This is a genomic window from Pseudomonas sp. LF020 (assembly GCF_053456425.1).
The window spans coordinates 132,448-159,108 of sequence record NZ_JBRFIX010000003.1; the positions used below are offsets into that span (position 1 = coordinate 132,448).

A 26,661-nucleotide genomic window follows, 5' to 3' on the forward strand; every position below is an offset into this window, starting at 1 on the left:
CGCCCATCGCGGAAAAGCCCGGCGGTTGCCCTCGCTTTTGCCCTACATCATTTAACGAGTTACCTGACAATCCGATGAATAAAGCCGTCTCCGACCTGTCCTCCCACACCCCGATGATGCAGCAATACTGGCGCCTGAAGAATCAGCACCCGGATCAGCTGATGTTCTATCGCATGGGCGACTTCTACGAGATCTTCTATGAAGACGCGAAGAAGGCTGCCAAGTTGCTCGACATCACCCTGACCGCGCGCGGCCAGTCGGCGGGGCAAGCGATTCCGATGTGCGGGATTCCTTACCACGCGGCGGAAGGTTACCTGGCGAAACTGGTCAAGCTCGGCGAGTCAGTGGTGATCTGCGAGCAGGTCGGCGATCCGGCTACCAGCAAGGGGCCGGTGGAACGTCAGGTGGTGCGCATCATCACTCCGGGTACGGTCAGCGACGAAGCGCTGCTCGATGAACGCCGCGACAACCTGATTGCCGCCGTGCTGGGCGACGAGCGTCTGTTCGGTCTGGCGGTGCTGGACATCACCAGCGGCAACTTCACTGTGCTGGAGATCAAGGGCTGGGAGAACCTGCTAGCGGAACTGGAGCGGGTCAACCCGGTGGAACTGCTGATCCCGGACGATTGGCCGAAAGACCTGCCGGCGGAAAAACGCCGTGGTGTGCGTCGTCGCGCGCCGTGGGATTTCGAGCGTGACTCGGCGCTGAAGAGCCTTTGCCAGCAGTTCTCCACGCAAGACCTGAAAGGCTTCGGCTGTGAAACCCTGACCCTGGCCATCGGTGCCGCCGGTTGCCTGCTGGCCTATGCCAAGGAAACCCAGCGCACCGCCCTGCCCCATCTGCGCAGCCTGCGTCATGAGCGCCTGGACGACACCGTGGTGCTCGACGGTGCGAGCCGTCGCAACCTGGAACTCGATACCAACCTGGCCGGCGGTCGCGACAACACCCTGCAATCGGTGGTCGATCGTTGCCAGACCGCGATGGGCAGCCGCTTGCTGACCCGTTGGCTGAACCGTCCGCTGCGCGATCTGACCGTATTGTTGGCACGGCAGACGTCGATCACTTGCCTGCTCGACGGCTACCGTTTTGAAAAGCTGCAGCCACAGCTCAAGGAAATCGGCGACATCGAGCGGATTCTGGCGCGGATCGGTTTGCGCAATGCGCGCCCCCGTGACCTCGCCCGCCTGCGCGATGCTCTCGGTGCCCTGCCGCAACTGCAAGTGGCGATGACCGATCTCGAAGCGCCGCACCTGCAACGCCTGGCAACCACCACCAGCACCTACCCTGAACTGGCGGCGCTGCTGGAAAAAGCCATCATCGACAACCCGCCAGCGGTGATCCGCGACGGCGGCGTGTTGAAAACCGGTTACGACAGCGAACTCGATGAGCTGCAATCGCTGAGCGAAAACGCCGGCCAGTTCCTGATCGATCTGGAAGCCCGGGAAAAGGCCCGCACCGGCCTGGCCAATCTGAAAGTCGGCTACAACCGCATTCACGGCTATTTCATCGAACTGCCGAGCAAACAGGCGGAATCCGCCCCGGCCGATTACATCCGCCGTCAGACCCTCAAGGGTGCCGAACGCTTCATCACCCCGGAGCTGAAAGAGTTCGAAGACAAGGCGCTGTCGGCCAAGAGCCGTGCCCTCGCTCGCGAAAAAATGCTTTACGAGGCATTGCTGGAAGACCTGATCAGCCAACTGCCACCGCTGCAGGACACGGCCGGCGCGCTGGCCGAACTGGACGTGCTGAGCAACCTCGCCGAACGTGCGTTGAATCTCGACCTGAACTGCCCGCGCTTCGTCAGCGAGCCGTGCATGCGCATCACCCAGGGTCGTCACCCGGTGGTCGAACAAGTGCTGACCACGCCGTTCGTGGCCAACGACCTGAGCCTGGATGACAACACCCGGATGCTGGTGATCACCGGCCCGAACATGGGCGGTAAATCCACCTACATGCGCCAGACCGCATTGATCGTGCTGTTGGCGCACATTGGCAGCTTCGTGCCGGCGGCCAGTTGCGAACTGTCGCTGGTGGACCGGATCTTCACCCGGATCGGCTCCAGCGATGACCTGGCCGGTGGCCGTTCGACCTTCATGGTCGAGATGAGCGAAACCGCCAACATCCTGCACAATGCCACTGAACGCAGTCTTGTGCTGATGGACGAAGTCGGTCGCGGCACCAGCACCTTCGACGGTCTGTCCCTGGCATGGGCCGCCGCCGAGCGTCTGGCGCATCTGCGTGCCTATACTCTATTTGCCACGCACTATTTCGAACTGACCGTGTTGCCGGAAGCCGAGCCTTTGGTGGCTAACGTGCATCTGAACGCCACCGAGCACAACGAGCGCATCGTATTCCTGCATCACGTGTTGCCAGGGCCTGCCAGCCAGAGCTACGGCCTGGCGGTGGCGCAATTGGCCGGCGTGCCGAGTGAAGTGATCATGCGTGCCCGCGAGCATTTGAGCCGACTGGAAGACACCGCTTTGCCGCATGAGGCGCCAAAGCCTGCCGTCAAAGGCAAGCCTGTCGTCCCGCAGCAAAGCGACATGTTTGCCAGCCTGCCGCATCCGGTGCTGGATGAGTTGGCGAAAGTGGATCTCGATGACCTGACCCCGCGTCGAGCGCTCGAATTGTTATATGCACTTAAGAACCGGATCTAAGCAGCAAAGAACCGGATATAACGCAAACGGCTTCAAGCTGTTAGAATCTCGCGCGGTTTGGGATGCTGCTGGCTAATAGCCTGGCTGGCAGACATCGCTCCCGAACCTGGCGACCCCAACCGTGAAGGGGCTACGCTGCCGCCGCCTGAGGAGAAAATTAGAAATGACCTTCGTCGTCACCGACAACTGCATCAAGTGCAAGTACACCGACTGCGTAGAAGTCTGTCCGGTGGACTGCTTTTACGAAGGCCCGAACTTCCTGGTGATTCACCCGGATGAGTGCATCGACTGCGCCCTGTGCGAACCGGAATGCCCGGCCGTCGCGATTTTCTCCGAGGACGAAGTTCCGGAAGAGATGCAGGAGTTCATTCAACTGAACGTTGAGTTGGCTGAAATCTGGCCAAACATCACCGAGAAGAAAGAATCGCTGCCGGATGCCGAAGAGTGGGATGGCGTCAAAGGCAAGATCAAAGACCTCGAACGCTGATCTTTCGCGCGTTACCAAAAGGCCCCTTGCGGGCCTTTTTGCTTTTTCGGGTTTGACTTTCCTACAGGCAAAAAAAGGGGCGGTTTGACCCGCCCACATTTTTCCCTATTCCCTGTATTCCTTTTCATCGTCCTGATGAATCGCATCCTGCGACGTCCTTTCCCCTCATCCTTGAAGGGCGTGTCTGTCCGTCGACACAGTGCTGATACTAGAGAGTTCCCCGCGGAGAGCAATCGGCCCCGCAGGGTGAAAGTCGCTGTAATAAGCACTTCATATTAAAAAATAAGCATATAAATCAATTGGTTAAATTCGAATCCCGGCAGCAGTCGACGTCTGCCGTCCTGCAAAAATAGGGAACGCTTACGAAAGAGTAAGCCAAGGCTTACACCGCGAGACTACAAACGATGGAAACGCTGACCGTATGTCCGGCAATGAACGTTGTGGCGAGGGAGCTTGCTCCCGCTTGAGGGCGCAGCGCTCATGAATCTTTGGGGTTGCTGCGCAACCCGGCGGGAGCAAGCTCCCTCGCCACAGACAGTCTTCAGCCGATATCAGAGCAATAAAAAAGCCCCGAACCAGTCGGGGCTGTTTGTTGGCGTTCGTCAAAGGCGCTTACTGAAACAGCGACTCGCTCGACAGGCCATTCTTCTCGAGGATTTCGCGAAGGCGCTTGAGGCCCTCCACCTGGATCTGCCGCACCCGTTCCCGGGTCAGGCCGATCTCCAGGCCTACATCTTCCAGCGTGCTGCTCTCATGGCCGCGCAGGCCGAAGCGGCGTACGACCACCTCGCGCTGCTTGTCGGTCAGTTCCGAGAGCCATTGATCGATGCTCTGCGACAGATCGTCGTCCTGCAGCAGTTCGCATGGATCGGTCGGACGGTCATCCGTCAAAGTGTCCAGCAGGGTTTTATCCGAATCCGGACCCAGCGAGACGTCGACCGAAGATACTCGCTCGTTCAGGCCGAGCATACGCTTGACCTCGCCCACCGGTTTTTCCAGCAGGTTGGCGATTTCTTCGGGTGAAGGTTCGTGATCGAGCTTTTGCGTCAGCTCCCGTGCCGCCCGCAGGTACACGTTGAGCTCCTTGACCACATGGATCGGCAGCCGGATGGTCCGGGTCTGATTCATGATCGCGCGCTCGATGGTCTGACGAATCCACCAGGTCGCGTAGGTCGAGAAGCGGAAGCCGCGCTCGGGATCGAACTTTTCCACCGCGCGGATCAATCCGAGGTTGCCCTCTTCGATCAGATCCAGCAGCGACAGCCCCCGATTGACGTAACGCCGGGCGATCTTCACGACCAGCCGCAGGTTACTTTCAATCATGCGCTTGCGCCCGGCAGGGTCGCCACTTTGCGACAGACGCGCAAAATGAACTTCTTCCTCCGGGGAGAGCAATGGGGAAAAGCCGATTTCGTTGAGATACAACTGCGTGGCATCGAGTGCCCGAGTGTAGTCGATGTACTTGTGTTGTTTAAGTGAAGCGGATTGTCTGGATTTGGAACGAACGGAAGGTGGAGCAGCCCCTTCATCATTCGACATCGAAGATTCCGAATCGATGCCGGCCTCCATAAGGAGAACCTCATCGTCGATGTCAAACTCCGGCACTTCTTTACTGAGAGCCATTGTTATAGTCCTTTGGTGAGTTCGACCCCAAGCTCAAGCGACGCCTTTATCCTTGGCAGCGCTGGAGCCTGTCCCCTCTACGCGACGGAACAGGCTGGCCTCAAATCAACGTTTGGGCAGGAACTGCAGCGGATCTACAGGTTTACCTTGGCGGCGAATCTCAAAATGCAGTTTCACCCGGTCTGTACCCGTTGACCCCATTTCGGCAATTGTCTGTCCGACCTTGACCTGCTGCCCCTCCCGTACCAACAGCCTGCGGTTGTGTCCGTAGGCACTGACGTAGGTTTCGCTGTGTTTGATGATGACTAATTCGCCGTAGCCCCTTAAGCCACTCCCGGCGTAAACCACCGTCCCATCAGACGCAGCTAAAACAGGCTGTCCCAAATCTCCGGCGATATCAATTCCTTTATTCAAACTACCGTTTGAAGAGAATTTTCCAATCAGAATGCCATTAGATGGCCATCCCCAGCCGGTCGGGGCCGGGCCCGGTGGAGGCATCGGAGCCGGGGCCGATTTGTTCGCGACGGACGGTGCAGCCCCCGCAGCAGCGGCCCCGGAGCCGGTCACGGTGGTGGTCGTCGTGCCATTCGCCTGGCGCCGGATTACCGTGGTTTTGCTCGACGATGATGGCGCGGAACTGCCGTTGCTCACCACCGCTGTCGATGTTGAACCGGTGCGGCCGTCAAAGCGAATTGTCTGACCCGGGTGGATCGTATACGGCGTAGGAATGTTGTTCCGGGCAGCGAGGGCTTTGTAGTCCCAGCCATAGCGAAAAGCGATGGAAAACAGCGTATCGCCCGGACGGACTACATACTGCCCGGTCGTGACGGCAGGACGCTGGGCCGCCGCGCTGTTGCGATCGACCACCCGCACGTTGCTCGATTTGGTGCTGGAGCAACCGACCAGCAAGGTGCTCAATACAAGGCCAGTCACCAGGCGCTGAAAGCTCGTGTTACCCATACGCTGCGCAATGACTGTGAGACTCACCCGCCGCTCCCTTTGTGGTGGCTGAAATATGTGGAATGCCGAATCGCGGCAAGTAGTGTCGCAAGTATAACGGGCCGAACCGGCTTTACCGTTAAAGATGCGAAAACGCTTCACGCACACGTTTGCCCTTGGACAATTCGTAGCGTTTAAACCATCGCTGCCGGTGTAAGACACAGGCCAGCGCAAGGAATTCAGCGCCCGCAAATAAATGCTCAGGCCAGCGGGCCATTGAGCAATGGCACGAAGCGCACAGCTCCCAATACGTGACGGGAAAAGCCGTGTTCTTCACGCACGATCAACATCAGTTGCTGCACTTCCCCCGAACCGACCGGAATCACCATCCGTCCACCCGGTGCCAGTTGATCGAGCAAGGCCTGCGGCACGTCGGTCGCGACCGCGGTGACGATGATGCCGTTGTACGGCGCCAGCGCCGGCCAGCCTTCCCAGCCATCGCCCCAGCGGAACACCACATTGCGCAGGTTGAGTTCGACCAGGCGTTCCTTGGCCCGATCCTGCAGGACCTTGATGCGTTCGACCGAAAATACCCGCTCGACCAGTTGCGACAGCACGGCCGTCTGATAACCCGAACCGGTACCGATCTCCAGCACCTTGTCCAGCGGTCCCGCCTCCAGCAGCAGCTCGCTCATGCGCGCCACCATATAAGGCTGAGAGATGGTCTGGTTGTGGCCGATCGGCAGTGCGGTGTCTTCGTAGGCACGATGCGCCAGCGCTTCATCGACAAACAGATGACGCGGCGTACGGCGGATCACTTCCAGCACCTTGGCGTTGGACAGGCCTTCTTCATACAGGCGCTGGATCAAACGTTCACGGGTGCGCTGCGACGTCATGCCGATACCGCTGCGCAGTCTGTCTTCGTGTTCACGAGCCATCAGCGCAGTTCCTCCAGCCAGCCGTCGAGACTTCTGAAGGCATCATTGAAAGTGCGATCGAGCTGCAACGGCGTGATCGACACATACCCCTGCATCACCGCATGAAAGTCAGTGCCCGGTCCGCCATCTTCGGCGTCGCCGGCAGCGGCAATCCAGTAGCCGGCCTTGCCACGCGGGTCGACTACTTTCATCGGCGCCGCGGCCCGGGCGCGATGGCCCAGACGGGTCAGTTGAATGCCACGAATATGATCGATCGGCAGATTGGGAATGTTCACGTTCAGCACCGTGCGCGGCGGCAGGTCCAGCCCGGCGTGGGCTTCGACCAGTTTGCGCGCGAAATGTGCGGCTGTCGCCAGGTTGTCCACCTGTCGTGAGCACAGCGAGAACGCAAACGAAGGGCGCTCGAGAAAGCGCCCTTCGAGGGCAGCCGCCACGGTGCCGGAATACAGCACGTCATCGCCCAGATTGGCACCGAGGTTGATCCCGGAAACCACCATGTCCGGCTCGCGCTCCAGCAGGCCGTTGAGGCCCAGGTGCACACAGTCGGTCGGCGTACCGTTGAGGCTGATGAAACCGTTGGCCAGGTATTGCGGGTGCAACGGACGGTCGAGCGTCAGCGAACTGCTGGCGCCGCTTTTGTCCTGCTCCGGGGCGATAACCACGCACTCGGTGTAATCCGCCAGCGCAGCATAAAGCGCGGCGAGACCGGGTGCGGTTACCCCATCGTCGTTAGAAATCAGAATACGCATGGGCTGTCCGTCTGCCCCACCGGCACCAGATCAACGAGTTCGCGCACCAATACGGTGGCGAAGCATCCGGCCGGGAGGACGAATTCCAGTTGCAGAATGTCAGGCTGGGGATAATGCCACGACAACCCGCCAATGGGCAGCCGCAGGATGCGACGTTCGTGGCTCATTCCGGCATTGATCAACCAATCGCGCAGATCCGCCTCACGCTCGGCAATCCCCTGCTCCAGATCATGGACAGCGCCGGCAGCCGGTGAGTCACCTTCGCCCCACTGCGGACCGGTCGGGTGCAGGTCGAGAATCGCCAGGCGCGGATCGCTGCATTCGGCAACACCCGCCGGGAAGAAACTGCGACTGTCGGTGAACGCCAGCAGGTCGCCGACCTGCGCCTGTTGCCAAGTGCCATCGGCAACCCGCGCCGCCAGCACTTGATTGAAGAGAAAACTGCGCGCCGTCGACAGCAGCCGCGAACGCACATTGCGCTGCTCCGGTAGAGCCTTGCGCGCCGCCCACGCACGCGCATCAACGACGTTGCCGCCGTCATGGCCGAAACGCTGGGCGCCAAAATAATTGGGAATGCCTTGCCTGGCGATCATCTGCAGACGCTGTTCGATCGCCTCCTTGTCGCCGGCAAACTGGGTCAGGCGCAAGGTGAAGCCGTTGGCCGAATGCGCGCCGCGTTGCAGCTTGCGCTTGTGCCGCGTGGTCTTGAGGATCTTCAGCGTGTCGTTTTCCGCCGCCGAGAGATCCGGGTCGGCCTTGCCCGGCAGTTGCACGCTGAACCACTGACGGGTCAACGCCTGACGATCCTTGAGCCCGGCATAACTGACGGTGCGCAACGGCACGCCGGCTGCCTTGGCGATGCGCCGCGCTGCTTCTTCGGTGTTCAGGCCACGTTTTTCCACCCAGATCCACAGGTGTTCGCCATCGCCGCTGAACGGGATGTCGAGCACTTCATCGACCTGGAAATCTTCGGCGATGGCTTTCAGAACCGCAGTGCCGAGGGGTTCACCATAGGCCCGCGGGCCAAGCAATTGCAGTTCGTTCATGCGCGCAGCAACAAGGCAACGGAATGCACGGCGATGCCTTCTTCGCGACCGACAAAGCCGAGCTTTTCGGTGGTAGTAGCTTTCACGTTCACTTGATCCAGTTCAACTTGCAGATCGGCGGCGATCAACGCGCGCATCGCTTCGATATGCGGGGCCATTTTCGGTGCCTGAGCGACGATGGTGTTGTCGACGTTGCCGACTTTCCAACCCTTGGCGTGGATCAGCGCGACCACATGCCGCAGCAGGACACGGCTGTCGGCGCCCTTGAATTGCGGGTCGGTGTCCGGAAAGTGCTTGCCGATATCGCCCAGCGCGGCCGCGCCGAGCAAGGCATCGCTCAAGGCATGCAGCAGGACGTCACCGTCGGAATGAGCGAGCAGCCCGAAGCCGTGTGCAATACGCACGCCGCCCAGAGTAATGAAATCGCCTTCAGCGAAACGGTGAACATCGTAGCCGTGGCCAATACGCATAAAAAAACGCCCCGATTTTTGTCAGGGCGTGATTCTACCTGCATTAACCGCGCAGGGCGCGTGCGTGATGCTGCAAGTGGTCGTCAATGAAGCTTGAGATGAAGAAATAGCTGTGGTCGTAGCCCGGTTGCAGGCGCAGCGTCAGCGGATGCCCCGCTTGTTTTGCCGCTTGTTGCAGGGCTTCGGGTTTGAGCTGCGTGGCGAGGAAGTCATCGCGATCCCCCTGATCGACCAGCAACGGCAGTTTCTCGTCGGCTTCAGCAATCAGCGCGCAGGCATCCCATTCTTTCCACTTGGAACGGTCTTCGCCCAGATAGCGGGAGAATGCTTTCTGCCCCCATGGACAATCCATCGGGTTGTTGATCGGCGAAAACGCCGACACCGACTGATAACGCCCCGGATTGCGCAGCGCGCAGACCAGTGCGCCGTGACCGCCCATGGAGTGGCCGCTGATGCTGCGTTTGTCCGACGCCGGGAAATGCGCTTCAACCAGTGCAGGCAATTCCTGCACGACATAGTCATGCATCCGATAGTGGCGCGACCAAGGTTCCTGAGTGGCATTGAGGTAGAACCCGGCACCGAGACCGAAATCCCAGGCGCCATCTGGATCACCCGGCACATCCGGGCCGCGCGGACTGGTGTCCGGCGCGACGATGATCAGACCGAGTTCGGCCGCCATGCGCATCGCCCCGGCCTTGTGCATGAAGTTCTCGTCGGTGCAGGTCAGGCCGGACAGCCAGTACAACACCGGCAGCTTGCCGCCCTGCTCCGCTTGCGGCGGCAGGTACACGGCGAACACCATGTCGCAGCCGAGCACATCGGAACGGTGGCGATAACGCTTGTGCCAGCCGCCGAAACTTTTCTGGCAGGAGATGTTTTCCAGACTCATGGGATTCTCCCAGCTGCAAGCGGCAAGCTTCGAGCTTCAAGAAAAAGGCCAAAGCGCCCTGACTTGCAGCTTGAAGCTTTTAGCTTGGCGCTGCTTTTAGAAATGAATGACGGTACGGATGCTCTTGCCTTCGTGCATCAGGTCGAAGGCCTTGTTGATATCTTCCAGACCCATGGTGTGAGTGATGAACGTATCCAGCGGGATCTCGCCGCTTTGCGCCATGTCGACGTAGCTTGGCAGCTCGGTACGACCACGCACGCCGCCAAATGCCGAACCACGCCAGACGCGGCCGGTCACCAGCTGGAATGGACGGGTGGAGATTTCCTGACCGGCACCGGCGACACCGATGATGACCGATTCGCCCCAGCCCTTGTGGCAGCATTCCAACGCCGCGCGCATCAATTGCACGTTGCCGATGCATTCGAAGGAGAAGTCGACGCCGCCGTCAGTCATGTCGACGATCACTTCCTGGATTGGACGATCGAAATCTTTCGGGTTGACGCAATCGGTGGCGCCCAACTGCTTGGCGATTTCGAACTTGGCCGGGTTGATATCGATGGCGATGATGCGTGCGGCCTTGGCCCTCACCGCACCAATGACGGCCGACAGACCGATGCCACCCAGACCGAAGATCGCCACGGTGTCACCCGGCTTGACCTTGGCGGTGTTGATCACCGCACCGATACCGGTGGTCACGCCGCAACCGAGCAGGCAGACCTTTTCCAGCGGCGCATCCTTGGCGATTTTCGCCACGGAGATTTCCGGGAGCACGGTGTACTCGGAGAAGGTCGACGTGCCCATGTAGTGGAAAATCGTCTCGCCCTTGTAGGAAAAACGCGAAGTGCCGTCCGGCATCAGGCCTTTGCCCTGAGTGGCGCGAATCGCCTGACACAGGTTGGTCTTGCCCGACTTGCAGAATTTGCACTGGCCGCATTCCGGGGTGTACAGCGGAATCACGTGGTCACCGACGGCGACCGAGGTTACGCCCTCGCCGATCGCTTCAACGATCGCGCCACCTTCGTGGCCAAGGATCGACGGGAAGATGCCTTCCGGGTCCGCGCCGGACAGGGTGTAGGCGTCAGTGTGGCAAACCCCGGAAGCCACCACGCGCAGCAACACTTCACCGGCCTTGGGCATGGCCACATCGACTTCTACGATTTCCAGCGGCTTCTTGGCCTCGAAGGCAACGGCGGCGCGCGACTTGATCATGCTGACTCTCCAGTGAATCCATTGAATAAAAAAACCAGACAGGCAGTGTAGTTCAGCACCATCTGATTAATAATCCGGACAAATGCAAAATATTATTGCTGTACAGGGATAATCAAATGTCCGAAAACCGCTGGGAAGGTATCGACGAGTTCGTCGCCGTCGCCGAATGCAGCCAATTCACCGCTGCGGCCGAACGCCTTGGGGTTTCTTCCTCACACATCAGTCGACAAATCGTACGGCTGGAGGATCGATTGCAGACACGCCTGCTCTACCGCAGCACCCGTCGTGTGACCCTGACCGAAGCCGGACAGACCTTTCTGCAGCATTGCCAGCGCTTGCAAGACGGTCGCGAAGAAGCCCTGCGCGCGGTCGGCGACCTGACCAGTGAACCGAAAGGCATGCTGCGCATGACCTGCGCCGTAGCCTATGGCGAACGGTTCATCGTGCCGCTGGTGACGCGCTTCATGGGGCAATACCCGCAACTACGCGTCGACATCGAGCTGAGTAACCGCCAACTCGATCTGGTGCATGAAGGGTTGGATCTGGCGATCCGTCTGGGTCGCCTGCAGGATTCTCGATTGGTCGCCACCCGCCTGGCGCCGCGTCGGATGTACCTGTGCGCGTCTCCGTCCTACCTGGAACGGTACGGACGCCCACACAGCTTGTCGGAACTGAGCCGTCACAATTGCCTGATCGGCAGTTCGGATCTGTGGCAACTGGAGCAGAACGGGCGGGAATTTTCCCAGCGCGTGCAGGGAAACTGGCGCTGCAACAGTGGGCAGGCGGTGCTGGATGCGGCGCTGCAAGGGGTCGGGCTGTGCCAGTTGCCGGACTATTACGTGCTGGAGCATTTGCACAGCGGTGCGCTGATTTCGCTGCTGGAGGCGCATCAGCCGCCGAATACGGCGGTGTGGGCGTTGTATCCGCAGCAGCGACATTTGTCGCCAAAGGTGCGCAAGCTGGTGGATTTTTTGAAGGAAGGGTTGGCCGAGCGGCCGGAGTATCGGGGCTGAGTTATGCGGTGCCTGAGCAGCCGTCTTCGCGAGCAAGCTCGCTCCCACAGGGGATCTGCAGTGGATGCAGATTGGGTGTCAGGCGCGAATCAAATGTGGGAGCGAGCTTGCTCGCGAAGGCGGCAGAACAGGCAATACAGCACTCAGCGACGGTTAGCCCAACGCTGACGCAACCACTCCAGATCCTCCGGCCGGGTGACCTTGAGGTTGTCCGCCCGTCCTTCGATCAGGCGCGGCGCCAGACCGGCCCACTCCATCGCCGAGGCTTCATCGGTAATCAGCGCATCGGCCACCAGACTGTCCGCCAAGGCTCGGTGCAGCGCTCCGAGGCGGAACATCTGCGGCGTATAGGCTTGCCAGATCACGCTGCGATCCACGGTTTCGAGCACCCGACCCTGCTTGTCGACCCGCTTCAGGGTGTCGCGGGCCGGCACCGCCAGTAAGCCGCCTACCGGGTCATCCGCCAGTTCGGCCAGCAACTTGTCGAGATCATCGCGACTCAGGTTGGGTCGTGCTGCATCGTGTACCAGCACCCAATCGTCATCGTCGGCACCTTGCGCATGCAAATGCAGCAAGGCGTTGAGCACCGACCCGGAACGCTCCGCGCCGCCCTCGACGCGCTGAATCCGCAAGTCGCTGGCGCAGGCCAGGTTCGGCCAATAAGGATCATCAACAGCAAGACTGACCACCAGCCCTTTGAGGCGTGGGTGATCAAGGAAACAGCCGAGGCTGTGTTCGAGAATTGTGCGCCCGCCCAGTTGCAGGTATTGCTTGGGACGGTCCGCGGCCATTCGGGCACCGACGCCCGCGGCAGGAATCACGGCCCAGAAGGCCGGCAGGGAATCGATCATTGCGCGAGCTGGTAAAGGGTTTCACCGTCCTTGACCATGCCCAGCTCATGGCGAGCCCGCTCTTCAACGGTCTCCATGCCTTTTTTCAACTCGCTGACTTCAGCGTCCATCACCCGATTGCGCTCCAGCAGGCCTTCGTTCTCGGCGTGCTGATCAGCAATCTGCTGCTTCAGCTCGGCGACCTGCGCCAGACTGCCATTGCCCACCCACAGGCGGTACTGCAGACCGGCCAGCAGCAAGAGCAGAACGAGAAACAACCAGTAAGGACTGCGCATCGAATATCAGGTATCCAGTGAAAAAAGACAGCCACGCGAAAACTTTGAAACGTCTGATAGCACGAAGCCTGGAAGATCCAGGCTTGTGCATATAAGGCATCAGATTAGTGGCAAATCCATCGCTGTCACGACTTTTCCGACACAATCCGGTGTCTTTTTACCATCTACTGCTTAACCGCGGAACTCGGAGCGACCGTTGTACTTGGCTTTGCCATTCAACTGCTCTTCGATACGCAGCAGTTGGTTGTACTTGGAAACGCGGTCGGAACGGCACAGCGAACCGGTCTTGATCTGGCCAGCCGAAGTGCCCACGGCCAGGTCAGCAATGGTCGAATCTTCGGTTTCACCCGAACGGTGCGAGATCACTGCGGTGTAACCGGCAGCCTTGGCCATCTGGATAGCTTCCAGGGTTTCGGTCAGGGTGCCGATCTGGTTGAACTTGATCAGGATCGAGTTGGCGATCTTTTTATCGATGCCTTCTTTCAGGATCTTGGTGTTGGTCACGAACAAGTCGTCACCAACCAGCTGGGTCTTCTCGCCGATCTTGTCGGTGAGGATCTTCCAGCCAGCCCAGTCGGACTCGTCCAGACCGTCTTCGATCGAGATGATCGGATAACGTTCAGTCAGGCCTTTCAGATAATCGGCGAAACCTTCGGCGGTGAACACCTGGCCCTCGCCGGACAGGTTGTACTTGCCGTCTTCGAAGAACTCGCTGGCTGCGCAGTCCAGCGCCAAGGTCACGTCGGTGCCCAGCTTGTAACCGGCGTTGGCCACGGCTTCGGAGATTACTTTCAGCGCGTCTTCGTTGGACGCCAGGTTCGGTGCGAAACCGCCTTCGTCGCCAACGGCGGTGCTCAGGCCACGGGCCTTCAGCACGGCTTTGAGGTGATGGAAAATCTCGGTGCCCATGCGCAGACCTTCCGAGAAGGTCTTGGCGCCAACCGGCTGCACCATGAATTCCTGGATGTCGACGTTGTTATCGGCGTGCTCGCCACCGTTGATGATGTTCATCATCGGCACCGGCATCGAGTACACACCCGGAGTGCCGTTCAGGTTGGCGATGTGGGCGTACAGCGGCAGATCCTGATCCTGTGCAGCTGCCTTGGCCGCAGCCAGGGACACGGCGAGGATGGCGTTGGCGCCCAGGGTCGCCTTGTTTTCAGTACCGTCGAGCTTGATCATCGCGTGGTCGAGGGCTTTCTGGTCGCTTGGGTCAGTGCCCAGCAGCAGATCGCGGATCGGACCGTTGATGTTGGCTACCGCCTTGAGCACACCTTTGCCCAGATAACGGCTCTTGTCGCCATCACGCAGCTCGAGCGCTTCACGCGAGCCAGTGGATGCACCGGACGGCGCGCAGGCGCTGCCGATGATGCCGTTGTCGAGAAGCACGTCCGCTTCCACGGTGGGATTGCCACGGGAGTCGAGAACTTCACGACCTTTGATGTCGACGATTTTTGCCATTGTTGTAAACACTCCAAAGTTGACGAAAACGACGCAGCTAGAGGAAATCTTTTTACCGTCGGCAAGTGGGGTGCAGCGGGCAGCTTGCAGACGACAACGCACATGCCCGAGGGCATGTGCGACAAATCGTGCGGTACTTTACCGGAGAAATGAGCTTTACGCGGTTTCTACCGTCGGAAAACTCTTCACCAGTTCGTCCAAAGCTTTGAGCTGGGCCAGGAATGGCTCCAGTTTGTCCAGACGCAAGGCGCAAGGGCCGTCGCATTTGGCGTTGTCCGGATCCGGATGCGCTTCGAGGAACAGACCGGCCAGCGACTGGCTCATGCCCGCCTTGGCCAGATCCAGAACCTGCGCACGGCGACCGCCGGCGGAGTCGGCACGACCGCCAGGCATTTGCAGCGCGTGGGTCACGTCGAAGAATACCGGGTACTCGAACTGCTTCATGATGCCGAAGCCGAGCATGTCGACCACGAGGTTGTTATAGCCGAAGCTCGAACCACGCTCGCAGAGGATCAATTGATCGTTACCCGCTTCCACGCACTTGTTCAGGATGTGTTTCATTTCCTGAGGTGCGAGGAACTGGGCTTTCTTGATGTTGATCACTGCATTGGTCTTGGCCATCGCGACGACCAGATCGGTCTGGCGCGACAGGAAGGCCGGCAGCTGGATGATGTCGCAGACTTCAGCGACGACCGCGGCCTGATCAGGCTCGTGGACGTCGGTGATGATCGGCACGCCGAAGGCCTGCTTGATGTCCTGGAAGATGCGCATGCCCTCTTCCAGGCCAGGACCGCGATACGAGGTCACAGAAGACCGGTTGGCCTTGTCGAAGCTGGCCTTGAACACGTAAGGAATGCCGAGTTTCTCGGTGACCTTCACATACTCTTCGCAAACCTGCATGGCCATGTCACGGCTTTCCAGCACGTTCATGCCGCCGAACAGCACCATGGGTTTGTCGTTGGCAATCTCGATGTCGCCGACGCGGATGATCTTCTGTGCCATCGGGTTACGCCTTCTTCTGGTGTTGAGCCAACGCAGCTTTTACGAAACCGCTGAACAGCGGGTGACCGTCACGTGGAGTCGAGGTGAACTCCGGGTGGAACTGGCAAGCGACGAACCATGGATGATCCGGCGCTTCGACCACTTCAACCAGCGCGGCATCAGCGGAGCGACCGGAAATCTTCAGGCCGGCTTCGATGATCTGTGGCAGCAGGTTGTTGTTCACTTCATAGCGGTGACGGTGACGTTCAACAATCACGTCCTTGCCGTAGCAGTCGTGCACCTTGGAGCCGGCTTCGAGCAGGCATTCCTGAGCGCCGAGGCGCATGGTGCCGCCCAGATCGGACGCTTCGGTACGCACTTCAACCGCGCCGGTGGCGTCTTCCCACTCGGTGATCAGACCCACGACCGGATGGCCGCTGGCGCGATCGAACTCGGTGGAGTTGGCGTCTTTCCAGCCCAGCACGTTACGGGCGAACTCGATGACCGCAACTTGCATGCCCAGGCAGATACCCAGGTACGGAACCTTGTTTTCACGAGCGTACTGAACGGCCGTGATCTTGCCTTCCACGCCACGCAGACCGAAGCCGCCCGGCACGAGGATCGCATCGACACCTTCGAGCAGCGCAGTGCCCTGGTTCTCGATGTCTTCGGAATCGATGTAACGCAGGTTGACCTTGGTACGGTTGGTGATGCCGGCGTGACTCATCGCTTCGATCAGCGACTTGTAGGCGTCCAGCAGTTCCATGTACTTGCCGACCATCGCGATGGTGACTTCGTGCTCTGGGTTGAGCTTGGCATCGACGACCTTTTCCCACTCGGACAGGTCGGCGCCATTGCATTGCAGGCCGAAACGCTCGACGACGAAATCGTCCAGACCCTGCGCGTGCAGCACGGCCGGGATCTTGTAGATGGTGTCGACGTCTTCCAGCGAGATCACCGCACGTTCTTCAACGTTAGTGAACAGCGCGATCTTGCGACGCGACGACACATCCACCGGATGATCGGAGCGGCAGATCAGCACGTCTGGCTGCAAGCCGATCGAACGCAGCTCTTTAACCGAGTGCTGGGTTGGCTTGGTCTTGGTCTCGCCAGCGGTGGCGATGTACGGAACCAGCGTCAGGTGCATCAGCATCGCGCGCTTGGAACCGACTTCCACACGCAGTTGACGGATGGCTTCGAGGAACGGTTGCGATTCGATGTCGCCAACGGTGCCGCCGATTTCCACCAGGGCCACGTCGGCATCGCCGGCACCCTTGATGATGCGACGCTTGATTTCGTCGGTGATGTGCGGAATCACCTGGATGGTTGCACCCAGGTAGTCACCACGGCGCTCTTTGCGCAGCACGTGCTCGTAGACACGGCCGGTGGTGAAGTTGTTGTTCTGGGTCATGGTCGTGCGGATGAACCGCTCGTAGTGGCCCAGGTCCAGGTCGGTCTCGGCGCCGTCGTGGGTGACGAACACTTCACCGTGCTGGAACGGGCTCATCGTGCCCGGGTCGACGTTGATGTACGGATCCAGCTTAAGCATGGTGACCTTAAGCCCCCGCGCCTCCAGGATGGCCGCCAATGAAGCCGAGGCAATGCCTTTCCCCAATGAAGAAACAACACCGCCCGTGACGAATATGTAGCGCGTCATGAAAAACCCTAGAAGTCTGCGTTAAAGCGGTACGAGCCGCCGGGGAAAGCGAAGGAAGGCCGAAGCCCCCGATCACCTGCATTAATCACAGTGCACCTTTCAAAAAAACCGCCGCGTTGGGACAGACCGGCAGATGAAACACCGGTACGTTGCTCGCTACACATTTTTTGGAATCGCCCAGCAAAGACTGCTTGGTAATCGGCAACTCCTGCAATTCAGGCGAATCCACAGAAGTTGTGTCAAGAAGGGAGCGTAGTCTACCGGAATGCCCCTTTCATCTCAAACCTTGATCTTCGTCTGTTGGCTGCCAATGCAATTTCCAGCCGTCCGACTCCTGCCCGTCAAGCCCCGGCAGGTTCGCCACGGCGAGCAATTCTGCGCCACGAAACAGCAGCGGCAATCTGCCACGGACAAAGGCCGGCACCGCGCGCTCATTGAGCAGGCGCTTGAGATCGCGGTGCCCGCGCTCCGCCAGGTGCATCACTTCACCGCCCTGCCGATAGCCAATCCGCAATGGCCCGACGGGAGTCTGCCCGCCGAACATGACACGCCCGTTATTCGCCAAGCGCAGCGCTGTCGACGGGTCAGGCCACTCACCACTGCCCGTCGGCACGCGCAGCCAGTTACCACTCAACCACCATATCCGCCCTGCGCTGCGATGCAGTTCGCCATCGGCCAGACGCCAGACCGGGGATGCATCGTTGGCAGCACCGCACAGGTCCTCCCAACCCGACCAATGGTCAGTGTCGGGGAGGCGTGTCAGCGGTTCCAGCCAGTGGCTGACTGCGTTGCGCTGACGAGCGGCGGACAAATTCGCCAGCGGTGCCAGCTCCAGCGACGGCAGGCCCAGCCATGAAAACTCGCTCGGCGTGGCGGCTTGCGCCAGATCGAGCTGCGCCAGCTCGTCGAGCAAGCCTTGCGCCTCACGCAGGTGCGCCGCGCTGCGCGCCATACTCGCCTGCGCCTGCGGCCAGCGCGCGGTGAGCAACGGTAGCACCTGATGGCGCAGATAGTTGCGGGAGAACTGCCGATCCTGGTTCGACGGGTCTTCGATCCAGTGCAACTGATGCGCGCGTGCGTAAGCCTCAAGCTCGGAGCGCGTGATATCGAGCATTGGCCGCAGCAGCGTGCCCTGCCCCAACGGTCGCTGCGCCGGCATCGCCGAAAGTCCGCGAACACCGGCGCCGCGCATCAGGCGAAACAACAGGGTTTCGGCCTGATCATCGCGATGCTGCCCGGTCAGCAGCACCTCATCCGCCTCGGTCAGCGAGGTGAACGCCGCATAACGCGCCTCCCGCGCTGCCTGCTCCAGACTGGCGCCGGGTTGCACCGTCACCCGAATCACTTGCAAAGAAACGCCCAGCGCATCGCAGACCGACTGACAATGCGCCGGCCACGCATCGGCCGCAGCCTGAAGACCGTGATGGATATGGATGGCGCTGAGCGCTGGCAGGGAATGGTGTTTAGCGAGATGGGCCAGCAGATGCAGGAGGACGGTGGAATCCAGACCACCGGAGAAGGCGATGCGCCACTGAGCGGCGTTGCGCCAGGGCTCAAGGCTCGACATAAGCCGAGATGGCAAATCACTCTTCGAAGGATTCATAGAGAGGGTCGCTTCATAAAGAACCCTGTAGGAGCTGCCGCAGGCTGCGATCTTTTGATCTTGATACAGCAAAATCAAAAGATCGCAGCCTGCGGCAGCTCCTACAGGGGTACTGCGCAGTCGACTTAGAGACCGTAGCTCATCAGACGATCGTAACGACGCTTGAGCAGCGCTTCGTTGTCGAACTTCTTCAGCATCGCCAGTTGCGAGCTCAGTTCGGCACGGATCGAGGCAGCGGCAGCGGCCGGATCACGGTGAGCGCCGCCCAGTGGTTCGCCGATCACCTTGTCGACAATGCCCAGGCCTTTCAGGCGCTCGGCGGTGATGCCCATGGCTTCAGCGGCATCCGGTGCTTTTTCGGCGGTTTTCCACAGAATCGAAGCGCAACCTTCCGGCGAGATCACCGCGTAGGTCGAATATTGCAGCATGTTCAGCTGATCGCAGACACCGATCGCCAGTGCACCGCCGGAACCACCTTCACCGATAACGGTGGCGATGATCGGGGTCTTCAGGCGCGACATCACGCGCAGGTTCCAGGCAATCGCTTCGCTCTGGTTACGCTCTTCAGCGTCAATACCAGGATAGGCACCCGGGGTGTCGATGAAGGTCAGGATCGGCATCTTGAAACGCTCGGCCATTTCCATCAGACGGCAGGCCTTGCGGTAGCCTTCCGGACGCGGCATGCCGAAGTTGCGGCGAACTTTCTCGCGCACTTCGCGGCCCTTCTGGTGGCCGATGATCATCACCGGCTGGTCTTCCAGACGTGCCACGCCGCCCACAATGGCCGCGTCGTCGGAGAAGTGACGGTCACCGTGCAGTTCGTCGAACTCGGTGAAAATGTGCTCGATGTAGTCCAGGGTGTACGGGCGTTTCGGGTGACGCGCCAGGCGTGCGATCTGCCAGCTGGTCAGCTTGCCGAAAATGTCTTCGGTCAGCGTGCGGCTCTTGTCCTGCAGGCGGGAGATCTCATCGCCGATATTCAGCGAATTGTCATTACCGACCAAGCGCAACTCTTCGATCTTGGCTTGCAGGTCGGCGATCGGCTGTTCGAAATCTAGAAAATTCGGGTTCATAGGCGTCCGTCTTGGGTCGTGTCCCAAATGAGCTTGGGCCGGCCGGTTGTCTATTCGCGCCCTACCTTAAGGGAGAGGCGCGCTGAGGTCGAGATTAAAAATTCAGGTTGTGAGCAAGCGCAATCATGGCACTTGCCGGTCAACGGTATTGGAGGAAGACGTTGTCTCGCCCGAACTGGTCACGCAGGGCTTGAATCAACGCATCCGCCGGGTCGATTCGCCAGGTCTCGCCAAACTGCAGCAAGGTCTTCGCATCGGGACTGGTGTACTCCATGGTGATCGGGCACGCCCCGCGGTGACGCTTGAGCAGCTCACCCAACCAGCGTAGCTGATCGCCTTTCAAGTCCTGAGTGTGCAGCTTCAGGCGCAGGCTTTCGGCCAAGTTGGTGCGCGCATCTTCCATGCTCATCACCCGCTTGACCCGCAGGCGCAGGCCGCCGGAGAAGTCGTCGTTGCTGACTTCGCCCTCGACCACCACCATCGCGTCGGTCTGCAACAGCGACTGCGCGGAGTGGAACGCATCGGCGAACAGCGACGCTTCGATCCGCCCCGAGCGGTCATCGAGGGTGATGAAGCCCATCTTGTCGCCCTTCTTGTTCTTCATCACCCGCAGGGCAATGATCATCCCGGCCACGGTTTGCGTGTCGCGAGCCGGTTTCAGGTCGATGATGCGCTGCCGGGCGAAACGGCGAATCTCGCCCTCGTACTCGTCGATCGGGTGACCGGTCAGGTACAGGCCCAAGGTGTCTTTCTCACCCTTGAGGCGTTCCTTGAGGGTCAGTTCCTTGGCCTTGCGGTGCGTCGCGTAAACGTCGGCATCTTCTTCGACAAACAGCCCGCCAAACAGGTCGGCGTGGCCACTGTCGTGGGTACGGGCGGTCTGTTCAGCAGCCTTGATCGCCTCTTCCATCGCCGCCAGCAGCACCGCGCGGTTGCGGTCGATGTTGGCCTGATAAGCCTTTTGCTCATCGTGGAAGTACGGACCGAGGCGATCCAGCGCGCCGCTGCGGATCAGACCGTCCAGCGTGCGCTTGTTGATGCGTTTGAGGTCGACCCGGGCGCAGAAGTCGAACAGATCCTTGAACGGACCGTCCTGACGCGCCTCGGTGATCGCTTCCACCGGACCTTCGCCGACACCTTTGATTGCGCCGAGGCCATAGACGATGCGGCCGTCGTCGTTCACCGTGAACTTGAACTCGGAAGTGTTCACGTCCGGCGCGTCGAGGCGCAGCTTCATGGTGCGCACTTCCTCGATCAAGGTCACGACCTTGTCGGTGTTGTGCATATCCGCCGAGAGTACCGCGGCCATGAATGGCGCCGGGTAATGCGCTTTCAGCCAGGCGGTCTGGTACGACACCAGGCCGTAGGCGGCGGAGTGGGATTTGTTGAAGCCGTAACCGGCGAATTTCTCCACCAGGTCGAAAATGTTACCGGCAAGGTCGGCGTCGATATTGTTGGTCGCGCAACCTTCAATGAAGCCGCCACGCTGCTTGGCCATTTCCTCGGGTTTTTTCTTACCCATGGCTCGCCGCAGCATGTCCGCACCACCGAGGGTGTAACCGGCCATGACCTGGGCGATCTGCATCACCTGTTCCTGATACAGGATGATGCCGTACGTCGGCGCCAATACCGGCTTGAGGCCTTCGTACTGGTAGTCCGAGTGCGGGTACGCCAGTTCGGCGCGACCGTGCTTACGGTTGATGAAGTCGTCCACCATGCCGGACTGCAGCGGGCCCGGACGGAACAGTGCCACCAGTGCGATCAGGTCTTCCAGGCAGTCGGGCTTGAGCTTTTTGATCAGCTCTTTCATGCCGCGCGATTCAAGCTGGAACACCGCGGTGGTTTCAGCTTTCTGCAGCAGGTTGTACGTCGGTTTGTCGTCGAGCGGAATGAACGCGATATCCAGCGGCTCTTCGCCGACCTTGGCGCGGTCGCGGTTGATGGTTTTCAGCGCCCAGTCGATGATCGTCAGGGTGCGCAGGCCGAGGAAGTCGAACTTCACCAGACCGGCGGCCTCCACGTCGTCCTTGTCGAACTGGGTTACCAGACCGTCACCGGCCTCGTCGCAATAGATCGGCGAGAAGTCGGTCAGCTTGGTCGGCGCGATCACCACACCACCGGCGTGCTTGCCGACGTTCCGCACCACGCCCTCGAGCTTGCGCGCCATCTCCCAGATTTCCGCCGCTTCCTCATCGACCTTGATGAAGTCGCGCAGGATCTCTTCCTGTTCGTAGGCTTTTTCCAGGGTCATGCCGACTTCGAACGGAATCATTTTCGACAGACGATCCGCCAGGCCGTATGACTTGCCCTGCACCCGCGCCACGTCGCGCACCACAGCCTTGGCGGCCATGGAACCGAAAGTGATGATCTGGCTTACCGCGTTGCGGCCGTATTTCTCGGCCACGTAGTCGATCACCCGGTCACGGCCGTCCATGCAGAAGTCGACGTCGAAGTCGGGCATCGAGACCCGTTCCGGGTTAAGGAAACGTTCGAACAGCAGGTCGTATTCCAGCGGATCAAGGTCAGTGATCTTCTGCACGTAAGCCACCAGCGAACCGGCACCCGACCCCCGCCCAGGACCTACCGGCACGCCGTTGTTCTTGGCCCACTGGATAAAGTCCATCACGATCAGGAAGTAACCGGGGAAGCCCATCTGGATGATGATATCCAGCTCGAAATTCAAGCGATCGACGTAGACCTGACGCTTGGCTTCGTAATCTTCGGTGGTGTCCTTGGGCAGCAGCACCGCGAGGCGTTCTTCGAGACCTTCGAAGGACACCTTGCGGAAATATTCGTCGATGGTCATGCCATCGGGGATCGGGAAGTTGGGCAGGAAGTGCGTGCCCAGCTTCACTTCAATGTTGCAGCGCTTGGCGATCTCGACGGTGTTTTCGATGGCGTCGGGAATGTCGCTGAACAGCTCGGCCATTTCCTCGGCGCTTTTGAGGTATTGCTGGTCGCTGTAATTCTTCGAACGCCGCGGATCGTCGAGGGCCCGCCCCTCACCGATGCACACGCGGGTTTCGTGGGCAGCGAAGTCTTCCTGCTTGATGAAACGCACATCGTTGGTCGCCACCAGCGGCGCGCCGAGCTTGTCGGCCAGGGCCACGGCACCGTGCAACTGCTCTTCATCGTTGGGGCGATTGGTGCGCTGGATTTCCAGATAGAAACGATCCGGAAACACCGCCATCCATTCGCGCGCCAAGGTCTCGGCTTCGTCCGGGTTGCCACTGATCATGGCCATGCCGATCTCGCCTTCTTTGGCGGCGGACAGCATGATCAGGCCTTCATTGGCCTCGGCGACCCATTCGCGCTCGATGATGATCATGCCGTTGCGCTGACCATCGATGAAGCCGCGCGAGATCAACTCGGTGAGATTGCGATAACCCTTGGCGTTCATCACCAACAGGCTGATCCGGCTCAATGGCCCGTCCGGATCCTTGTTCGACAGCCACAGGTCGGCGCCGCAGATCGGCTTGATGCCGGCGCCCATGGTGTTTTTATAGAATTTGACCAGGGAACACATGTTGTTCTGATCGGTGACCGCCACCGCCGGCATGTTCATGCCGGTCAGCGCCTTGACCAGTGGCTTGATCCGCACCAGCCCGTCGACCAGGGAGTATTCAGTGTGCAGGCGTAGATGAACGAATGAAGCCGGCATAGTGATCCTGTCCAGTTACATAGAGACAACAAGGCCCGGATTGTACCGGGCCTCGAACAAAACATCAGCCTTGCGCCTAAACCTGCATCAGACCTTCCAGCGCCTCGTAGGCCTGACGCACCGGGGCGAACGAGCGCCGGTGAATCGGCGTCGGCCCCAACCGCGCCAGCGCTTCCAGATGAACGGGCGTCGGATAGCCTTTGTGACCGCCGATGCCGTACCCCGGGTAGATCAATTCGAATGCAGCCATTTCACGGTCGCGGCTGACTTTGGCCAGAATCGACGCGGCAGCGATGGCCGGTACCTTGCCGTCACCCTGCACCACCGCTTCGGCGCGCATCGGCAGTTTCGGGCAGCGGTTACCGTCGATCATCGCCAGTTTCGGCTGAATATGCAGACCGGCCACCGCGCGCTGCATGGCGAGCATGGTCGCGTGCAAAATGTTCAGCTCGTCGATTTCCTCGACTTCGGCGCGGGCGATGCACCAGCTCAGGGATTTCTCGATGATTTCGTCGTAGAGCTTCTCGCGCTTGGCTTCGGTGAGTTTCTTCGAGTCGTTGAGGCCGAGGATCGGCCGGTTCGGATCGAGGATCACCGCCGCCGTCACCACCGCGCCGCACAACGGGCCGCGACCGACTTCGTCGACACCGGCGACCAGTTCTTCGACTTCGGCGACCAGGGTGAAATCCAGGCCCATCTGCATCGTTTTGCTCATGGTTTCTGCCCGATCAGGTTGAGGACGGCATCCGCCGCCTGATTGGAAGCATCCAGCCGCAGTGTGCGGTGGATCTCGTCGAAGCCTCGGGTCTGCTCTTCGCCGCCTTCGATCAGCGGCGCCAGGGTCTGGGCCAATGCCTCCACCGTCGCATCATCCTGCAACAGTTCCGGCACCAACAGCCGTTGGGCCAACAGATTCGGCAGTGACACGTATGGGCTCTTGACCATGCGTTTGAGAATCCAGAAGGTCAGCGGCGCCAGACGATAGGCGACGACCATTGGCCGCTTGTACAACAAGGCTTCAAGCGTCGCCGTGCCGGAGGCGATCAGCACTGCGTTGCACGCTGCCAGGGCCAGATGCGATTTGCCGTCGAGCAGGGTGACCGGCAAGTCGCGGCCAACCAGCAACTCTTCGAGCTGAGCGCGACGCTCGGCATTGGCGCACGGGATGACGAAGCGCAGCCCGGGGTGCATGGCCCGCAGACGTTCGGCAGTATCCAGGAACAGCGCACCGAGACGGCCAACTTCGCCACCGCGACTGCCTGGCATCAACGCCACCAGCGGCCCGTCAGGCAGGCCGAGTTCGGCACGCGCTGCGGCGCGATCAGCCTGCAGCGGAATGGTATCGGCCAGCGTGTGACCGACGAACCGCACCGGCACGCCCTTCTCTTCGTAGAATTTTGCTTCGAACGGCAACAGGGTGAGCATCAGATCGCAGCCTTCGCGAATCTTCAGCACACGCTTCTGGCGCCACGCCCACACCGAAGGGCTGACGTAATGCACGGTCTTGATCCCGGCCTGACGCAGCTTGAGTTCGATGTTGAGGTTGAAATCGGGAGCGTCGATGCCGATGAACACATCCGGTTTCTCGGCAATCAACGTGGCGATCAGGTCCTTGCGGCGCTTGAGCAACTCGCGCAGCCGCCCGAGCACTTCCACCAGGCCCATCACCGACAGACGTTCCATGGGGAAGTAAGACGTCAGGCCCTCGGCCTGCATCAACGGACCGCCGACACCGATGAACTCGACCGCCGGGTGTTGAGCCTTGAGGGCGCGCATGAGGCCGGCGCCCAGAATGTCACCGGAAGCCTCTCCCGCCACCAGCGCAATACGCAGACTGGCCATGATCAGCGGGTGATGCCGCGAGTCGACGACTGGATCGAGTCACGAAACAGCGCAACTTCCGGGAACTGCGCAGCAGGCTCGGCCAGTTCGGCCAACGCTTGCTCCACGGTCAGGCCCTGGCGATACACGGTTTTGTAAGCGCGACGCAGCGCATGAATCGCGTCTTCGCTGAAACCCCGACGACGCATGCCTTCGAAGTTCATGCTGCGCGCTTCGGCCGGGTTGCCGAACACGGTCACGAACGCCGGAACGTCCTTGCCGATGGCAGTGCCCATGCCGGAAAAGCTGTGGGCGCCGATGTGGCAGTACTGATGCACCAGGGTGAAACCGGAAAGGATCGCCCAGTCGTCAACATGTACATGCCCGGCCAACGCGGTGTTGTTGACCAGAATGCAGTGGTTGCCGATGACGCTGTCATGTCCGATGTGGGCATAGGCCATGATCAGGTTGTGATCGCCAAGGGTGGTTTCCGAACGATCCTGAACGGTGCCCCGGTGAATCGTCACGCCTTCGCGAATGACGTTGTGGTCACCGATCACCAGACGGGTTTCCTCACCCTTGTACTTCAGGTCAGGGGTGTCTTCACCGACCGAGGAAAACTGGTAGATGCGATTGTGCTTGCCGATGCGGGTCGGGCCTTTGAGGACCACATGCGGTCCGATCACAGTACCCTCGCCGATTTCCACACCTGCGCCGATGATCGACCACGGGCCGACCTCGACGCCGTCAGCCACAACGGCCGACGGATCGATGATTGCGCGAGGGTCAATCAAACTCATAGCTTGCGTTCCGCACAGATGATTTCAGCCGAGCAGACCGGCTTGCCATCGACCGAAGCCTGGCATTCGAATTTCCAGATCTGACGCTTGCAGCTGATGAACTTGGCTTCCAGGATCAACTGGTCGCCCGGCAGCACTGGCTGGCGGAAACGCAGTTTGTCGGAACCGACGAAGTAGTAAAGGGTGCCATCGGCCGGTTTCACGTCGAGCATTTTGAAACCGAGGATCCCGGCAGCCTGGGCCATCGCTTCGATGATCAGTACGCCCGGCATGATCGGGTGCGCCGGAAAGTGGCCGTTGAAGAATGGCTCATTGATGCTGACATTCTTGTAGGCGCGAATGCGCTTGCCTTCAGTGTCCAGTTCCACCACCCGGTCCACCAGCAGGAACGGGTAACGGTGAGGCAGGTATTCGCGAATCTCGTTGATGTCCATCATTTCGGGGGGAAGCCTATGTAA

General features: G+C 60.2%; 23 protein-coding genes. 3 read left to right on the forward strand and 20 right to left on the reverse strand.

The features are described from left to right. The first annotated feature begins 74 nt into the window (after positions 1 to 74). Together mutS and fdxA are read left to right on the forward strand one after the other, a co-directional pair. Positions 75 to 2,657: a DNA mismatch repair protein MutS gene (gene mutS, locus ACU680_RS08360; protein WP_367083367.1), complete on the forward strand. Its 2,583-nt coding sequence runs from the start codon at positions 75 to 77 to the stop codon at positions 2,655 to 2,657. Between the two features lie 163 nt (positions 2,658 to 2,820). Next, a complete protein-coding gene (gene fdxA / locus ACU680_RS08365) occupies positions 2,821 to 3,144 on the forward strand; it encodes a ferredoxin FdxA (RefSeq protein ID WP_007908827.1) in 324 nt (107 codons plus the stop codon). 612 nt (positions 3,145 to 3,756) lie between these two features. Here the strand turns inward: fdxA and rpoS are convergent. From rpoS to ACU680_RS08405, 8 genes are all read right to left on the reverse strand, one after another. Further along, positions 3,757 to 4,767, reverse strand: a complete 1,011-nt coding sequence (gene rpoS, locus ACU680_RS08370; RefSeq protein ID WP_007964304.1) for an RNA polymerase sigma factor RpoS — start codon at positions 4,765 to 4,767, stop codon at positions 3,757 to 3,759. A 105-nt stretch (positions 4,768 to 4,872) separates the two neighbouring features. Beyond that, positions 4,873 to 5,754, reverse strand: coding sequence for a peptidoglycan DD-metalloendopeptidase family protein (locus ACU680_RS08375; protein ID WP_448179198.1), 882 nt, complete (start codon positions 5,752 to 5,754; stop codon positions 4,873 to 4,875). A gap of 212 nt (positions 5,755 to 5,966) precedes the next feature. Further along, the gene (locus ACU680_RS08380) at positions 5,967 to 6,602 is read right to left on the reverse strand and encodes a protein-L-isoaspartate(D-aspartate) O-methyltransferase (RefSeq protein WP_169841266.1); all 636 of its coding nucleotides are present in this window, start codon (positions 6,600 to 6,602) and stop codon (positions 5,967 to 5,969) included. Between the two features lie 41 nt (positions 6,603 to 6,643). Then, positions 6,644 to 7,393, reverse strand: a complete 750-nt coding sequence (surE, locus tag ACU680_RS08385) for a 5'/3'-nucleotidase SurE (RefSeq protein ID WP_047601272.1) — start codon at positions 7,391 to 7,393, stop codon at positions 6,644 to 6,646. Beyond that, positions 7,381 to 8,439 (reverse strand): tRNA pseudouridine(13) synthase TruD, encoded by a 1,059-nt coding sequence (gene truD / locus ACU680_RS08390; RefSeq protein ID WP_367083366.1) that lies wholly within the window; start codon positions 8,437 to 8,439, stop codon positions 7,381 to 7,383. Before truD ends, surE begins: the two co-directional genes overlap by 13 nt. After that, complete coding sequence (gene ispF, locus ACU680_RS08395) at positions 8,436 to 8,909, reverse strand: 2-C-methyl-D-erythritol 2,4-cyclodiphosphate synthase (protein WP_027611044.1); 474 nt, start codon at positions 8,907 to 8,909, stop codon at positions 8,436 to 8,438. The genes truD and ispF overlap by 4 nt, the downstream gene beginning before the upstream one ends. Positions 8,910 to 8,952: 43 nt before the next feature. Then, complete coding sequence (fghA, locus tag ACU680_RS08400) at positions 8,953 to 9,798, reverse strand: S-formylglutathione hydrolase (protein WP_448179199.1); 846 nt, start codon at positions 9,796 to 9,798, stop codon at positions 8,953 to 8,955. Positions 9,799 to 9,894: 96 nt separating this feature from the next. Beyond that, a complete protein-coding gene (locus tag ACU680_RS08405) occupies positions 9,895 to 11,007 on the reverse strand; it encodes an S-(hydroxymethyl)glutathione dehydrogenase/class III alcohol dehydrogenase (RefSeq protein WP_448179200.1) in 1,113 nt (370 codons plus the stop codon). 116 nt (positions 11,008 to 11,123) lie between these two features. Between ACU680_RS08405 and ACU680_RS08410 the strand changes: the two genes are divergently transcribed. Beyond that, positions 11,124 to 12,020 (forward strand): LysR family transcriptional regulator, encoded by an 897-nt coding sequence (locus ACU680_RS08410; RefSeq protein ID WP_400764507.1) that lies wholly within the window; start codon positions 11,124 to 11,126, stop codon positions 12,018 to 12,020. A gap of 143 nt (positions 12,021 to 12,163) precedes the next feature. On the opposite strand, the gene ispD is transcribed toward ACU680_RS08410, so the two are convergent. The 12 genes from ispD to fabZ all read right to left on the reverse strand — a co-directional run bounded on the left by ispD (position 12,164) and on the right by fabZ (position 26,640). After that, on the reverse strand, positions 12,164 to 12,871 hold the full coding sequence (gene ispD / locus ACU680_RS08415) for a 2-C-methyl-D-erythritol 4-phosphate cytidylyltransferase (RefSeq protein ID WP_448179201.1): 708 nt from the start codon (positions 12,869 to 12,871) through the stop codon (positions 12,164 to 12,166). After that, complete coding sequence (gene ftsB, locus ACU680_RS08420) at positions 12,868 to 13,146, reverse strand: cell division protein FtsB (protein ID WP_007964293.1); 279 nt, start codon at positions 13,144 to 13,146, stop codon at positions 12,868 to 12,870. The genes ispD and ftsB overlap by 4 nt, the downstream gene beginning before the upstream one ends. 171 nt (positions 13,147 to 13,317) lie before the next feature. Next, positions 13,318 to 14,607: a phosphopyruvate hydratase gene (gene eno, locus ACU680_RS08425; protein WP_007964291.1), complete on the reverse strand. Its 1,290-nt coding sequence runs from the start codon at positions 14,605 to 14,607 to the stop codon at positions 13,318 to 13,320. A gap of 156 nt (positions 14,608 to 14,763) precedes the next feature. After that, positions 14,764 to 15,609, reverse strand: coding sequence for a 3-deoxy-8-phosphooctulonate synthase (gene kdsA / locus ACU680_RS08430; RefSeq protein WP_016985082.1), 846 nt, complete (start codon positions 15,607 to 15,609; stop codon positions 14,764 to 14,766). 4 nt (positions 15,610 to 15,613) lie between these two features. After that, the gene (pyrG, locus tag ACU680_RS08435) at positions 15,614 to 17,245 is read right to left on the reverse strand and encodes a CTP synthase (protein WP_003222153.1); all 1,632 of its coding nucleotides are present in this window, start codon (positions 17,243 to 17,245) and stop codon (positions 15,614 to 15,616) included. 274 nt (positions 17,246 to 17,519) lie between these two features. Further along, entirely contained in the window at positions 17,520 to 18,848 is a 1,329-nt protein-coding gene (tilS, locus tag ACU680_RS08440) for a tRNA lysidine(34) synthetase TilS (RefSeq protein ID WP_367083358.1), read from the reverse strand. A gap of 125 nt (positions 18,849 to 18,973) precedes the next feature. After that, positions 18,974 to 19,921, reverse strand: coding sequence for an acetyl-CoA carboxylase carboxyltransferase subunit alpha (locus ACU680_RS08445; protein WP_064586192.1), 948 nt, complete (start codon positions 19,919 to 19,921; stop codon positions 18,974 to 18,976). A gap of 139 nt (positions 19,922 to 20,060) precedes the next feature. Further along, complete coding sequence (gene dnaE / locus ACU680_RS08450; RefSeq protein WP_007964283.1) at positions 20,061 to 23,582, reverse strand: DNA polymerase III subunit alpha; 3,522 nt, start codon at positions 23,580 to 23,582, stop codon at positions 20,061 to 20,063. A 76-nt stretch (positions 23,583 to 23,658) separates the two neighbouring features. After that, positions 23,659 to 24,285 (reverse strand): ribonuclease HII, encoded by a 627-nt coding sequence (rnhB, locus tag ACU680_RS08455; protein ID WP_448179416.1) that lies wholly within the window; start codon positions 24,283 to 24,285, stop codon positions 23,659 to 23,661. Positions 24,286 to 24,293: 8 nt separating this feature from the next. After that, the gene (gene lpxB, locus ACU680_RS08460) at positions 24,294 to 25,424 is read right to left on the reverse strand and encodes a lipid-A-disaccharide synthase (RefSeq protein ID WP_448179202.1); all 1,131 of its coding nucleotides are present in this window, start codon (positions 25,422 to 25,424) and stop codon (positions 24,294 to 24,296) included. 2 nt (positions 25,425 to 25,426) lie between these two features. Beyond that, entirely contained in the window at positions 25,427 to 26,203 is a 777-nt protein-coding gene (lpxA, locus tag ACU680_RS08465; protein ID WP_123587099.1) for an acyl-ACP--UDP-N-acetylglucosamine O-acyltransferase, read from the reverse strand. Beyond that, positions 26,200 to 26,640: a 3-hydroxyacyl-ACP dehydratase FabZ gene (gene fabZ / locus ACU680_RS08470; protein WP_003222142.1), complete on the reverse strand. Its 441-nt coding sequence runs from the start codon at positions 26,638 to 26,640 to the stop codon at positions 26,200 to 26,202. The genes lpxA and fabZ overlap by 4 nt, the downstream gene beginning before the upstream one ends. Positions 26,641 to 26,661: the final 21 nt, after the last annotated feature.

Bases quoted from the DNA above. Each gene is read 5' to 3' on its own strand.
- mutS (WP_367083367.1), top strand. From the start codon at position 75: ATGAATAAAGCCGTCTCCGACCTGTCCTCCCACACCCCGATGATGCAG.
- ispF (WP_027611044.1), bottom strand. From the start codon at position 8,909: ATGCGTATTGGCCACGGCTACGATGTTCACCGTTTCGCTGAAGGCGAT.
- fabZ (WP_003222142.1), bottom strand. From the start codon at position 26,640: ATGATGGACATCAACGAGATTCGCGAATACCTGCCTCACCGTTACCCG.
- ispD (WP_448179201.1), bottom strand. From the start codon at position 12,871: ATGATCGATTCCCTGCCGGCCTTCTGGGCCGTGATTCCTGCCGCGGGC.
- ACU680_RS08405 (WP_448179200.1), bottom strand. From the start codon at position 11,007: ATGATCAAGTCGCGCGCCGCCGTTGCCTTCGAGGCCAAGAAGCCGCTG.
- lpxA (WP_123587099.1), bottom strand. From the start codon at position 26,203: ATGAGTTTGATTGACCCTCGCGCAATCATCGATCCGTCGGCCGTTGTG.
- fghA (WP_448179199.1), bottom strand. From the start codon at position 9,798: ATGAGTCTGGAAAACATCTCCTGCCAGAAAAGTTTCGGCGGCTGGCAC.
- ACU680_RS08445 (WP_064586192.1), bottom strand. From the start codon at position 19,921: ATGAACCCGAATTTTCTAGATTTCGAACAGCCGATCGCCGACCTGCAA.
- eno (WP_007964291.1), bottom strand. From the start codon at position 14,607: ATGGCAAAAATCGTCGACATCAAAGGTCGTGAAGTTCTCGACTCCCGT.
- dnaE (WP_007964283.1), bottom strand. From the start codon at position 23,582: ATGCCGGCTTCATTCGTTCATCTACGCCTGCACACTGAATACTCCCTG.
- ACU680_RS08380 (WP_169841266.1), bottom strand. From the start codon at position 6,602: ATGACGTCGCAGCGCACCCGTGAACGTTTGATCCAGCGCCTGTATGAA.
- surE (WP_047601272.1), bottom strand. From the start codon at position 7,393: ATGCGTATTCTGATTTCTAACGACGATGGGGTAACCGCACCCGGTCTC.
- truD (WP_367083366.1), bottom strand. From the start codon at position 8,439: ATGAACGAACTGCAATTGCTTGGCCCGCGGGCCTATGGTGAACCCCTC.
- kdsA (WP_016985082.1), bottom strand. From the start codon at position 15,609: ATGGCACAGAAGATCATCCGCGTCGGCGACATCGAGATTGCCAACGAC.
- ACU680_RS08410 (WP_400764507.1), top strand. From the start codon at position 11,124: ATGTCCGAAAACCGCTGGGAAGGTATCGACGAGTTCGTCGCCGTCGCC.
- pyrG (WP_003222153.1), bottom strand. From the start codon at position 17,245: ATGACGCGCTACATATTCGTCACGGGCGGTGTTGTTTCTTCATTGGGG.
- fdxA (WP_007908827.1), top strand. From the start codon at position 2,821: ATGACCTTCGTCGTCACCGACAACTGCATCAAGTGCAAGTACACCGAC.
- lpxB (WP_448179202.1), bottom strand. From the start codon at position 25,424: ATGGCCAGTCTGCGTATTGCGCTGGTGGCGGGAGAGGCTTCCGGTGAC.
- rnhB (WP_448179416.1), bottom strand. From the start codon at position 24,285: ATGCAGATGGGCCTGGATTTCACCCTGGTCGCCGAAGTCGAAGAACTG.
- rpoS (WP_007964304.1), bottom strand. From the start codon at position 4,767: ATGGCTCTCAGTAAAGAAGTGCCGGAGTTTGACATCGACGATGAGGTT.
- tilS (WP_367083358.1), bottom strand. From the start codon at position 18,848: ATGAATCCTTCGAAGAGTGATTTGCCATCTCGGCTTATGTCGAGCCTT.
- ftsB (WP_007964293.1), bottom strand. From the start codon at position 13,146: ATGCGCAGTCCTTACTGGTTGTTTCTCGTTCTGCTCTTGCTGCTGGCC.